Origin of the sequence: Pseudomonas morbosilactucae (assembly GCF_023241715.1) — a bacterium.
Classification (GTDB): Bacteria; Pseudomonadota; Gammaproteobacteria; order Pseudomonadales; family Pseudomonadaceae; genus Aquipseudomonas; species Aquipseudomonas morbosilactucae.
Genome location: NZ_JALQCW010000093.1, coordinates 1 through 1,772, shown reverse-complemented (window position 1 = coordinate 1,772; position 1,772 = coordinate 1). Strand labels below are relative to the sequence as shown.

The window sequence follows — 1,772 nt, the reverse complement described above, 5'->3', positions numbered from 1 at the left end:
TGATGCCGGCTGCGGCCGATGGTTTCGCGATGGGCGAGCTGTCTCTGCTCTTAGGGAGACGTTCCCCGAGCGGGCAGTTGGTTGGCCCAGAGTGTGTAAAAACACTTTCGTATCTGGGATGCCTAAGCCTAGCGCTCTTGGGCGAGGCGATTACCTAAACATTTGCCATGATTAGCACCGGTAGCGCTGCAAAGTGTTTATGAAGCGCTTTAGCGCCTCTTGGAGCAGCAAAAGCTGGGGCTTTTACGCCGCCATCGCCTTCAGCAAGCCTTCTGTACCGATGATTTTCATGACTCGTTTCATGTTGTAGGCGAGCACGTTGAGGCTCATCTCCGCGCTGACTCCGACCAACTTACGAGTCAGGAAGTGCGTCGAGCCCATCCATTGTTTGAGCGTCCCGAAGGGATGCTCAACAGTCCTTTTTCGAACTCGCATCATGTCAGGTGCGTGGTTCATTCGACGCTGCATGTCCTCCAGCACGGCCTCGTGTTCCCAGCGACGGACTCGCCGCTCCGTACTCGGTGTGCACTGGGGTTTTAGCGCGCAACTCTGGCAACGTGAACTCCAGTAACAGTGCATATTCATGCCTTTTTCAACGCTTGAGAAGCGCAAGATCAGCGCTTCTCCCGCCGGGCAGACATATTCGTTTTTCGTCGGGTCATAAATGAAGGCATCTTTGTTGAATCGTCCTTCCGCCTTGGCACTTGAGGTCATTGGCTTTGGTACATAGGCGGTGATGTTTGCGTCGTGACAGGCAAGGATTTCCTCGCCCTTGAAGTAGCCTCGGTCAGCTACTACCGATAGCGTTTCTGAAGCCATCGCTTCCCGAGCCTGCTTCGCCATCGAGCTGAGTTGGTCTCGGTCAGAACCAGCATTGGTGACCTCGTGAGCCACGATCAAATGGTGCTGGGTATCGACCGCTGTTTGCACGTTGTAGCCGACGATTCCGTTGCCGCGTGTCTTCATCGAACGGGCGTCAGGATCGGTCAGTGAGACCTGTTTGTCAGGGGATTCGTTGAGCTGAACCTCGATCACCAGAAGCTCTTTCATTTGAGTTTTAAGTTTCGCGATTTTCTCTTCCAGACGCGTGGCATCTAGCTCGGAGGCAGTTGGAACCTTCCGATCAGCCGCATCAAGCGCAGTCAGGTAACGGTTGATGCTCGACTCAATTTCTTCCATTCGCCGCTTCAGTTTGGCGCTGGTGAAGTTGCGGTCACGATTGTTCACCGCCTTGAATTTACTGCCGTCGATGGCGATCAGGTTTTCCTCGAAAAGCCCCAACTGCTGGCACAGCACAACGAACTGGCGGCAGACCCCACGAATGCCTTTGCTGTTGTCTTTTCGGAAGTTGGCGATGGTTTTGAAGTCGGGCATCAAACGCCCGGTTAACCACATCAGCTCGACGTTGCGCTGGGCTTCTCGCTCAAGGCGTCGGCTCGACTGAATGCGGTTGAGGTAACCGTAGATATAGATCTTCAGCAGGATCGCAGGGTGGTATGCAGGTCTGCCGGTTTCGGCTGGAATGACGCCATCAAAACCCAGCTTGGCCAGGTTGAGTTCATCGACGAAAACGTCAACCACGCGTACCGGATTGGTATCGCTGACATAGTCGTCGAGGCTTTCGGGAAGTAAGGTGCTTTGAGCTCGGTGTTCACCCTGGATAAACCGTTTCATGGGTTTCCCTTGCGATGAAATTCTCAGAATCTTAGCAAGGTTTGTCCGGGCGTTTTTACACACTCTGGCCGATAGCTGCCATCTATGATCATCTGTTA

1 protein-coding gene is annotated in these 1,772 nt (G+C 53.7%); it reads right to left on the bottom strand.

Going from position 1 to position 1,772, the window contains the following annotated elements; genetic code table 11:
• Positions 1-243 precede the first annotated feature (243 nt).
• The gene (locus M1B34_RS30535) at positions 244-1,674 is read right to left on the bottom strand and encodes an IS1182 family transposase (RefSeq protein WP_268267062.1); all 1,431 of its coding nucleotides are present in this window, start codon (positions 1,672-1,674) and stop codon (positions 244-246) included.
• Between the last annotated feature and the right edge of the window lie 98 nt (positions 1,675-1,772).

What these genes read in the sequence shown, in the direction of transcription:
- M1B34_RS30535 (WP_268267062.1), bottom strand. Translation starts at nt 1,674, where the DNA reads ATGAAACGGTTTATCCAGGGTGAACACCGAGCTCAAAGCACCTTACTT.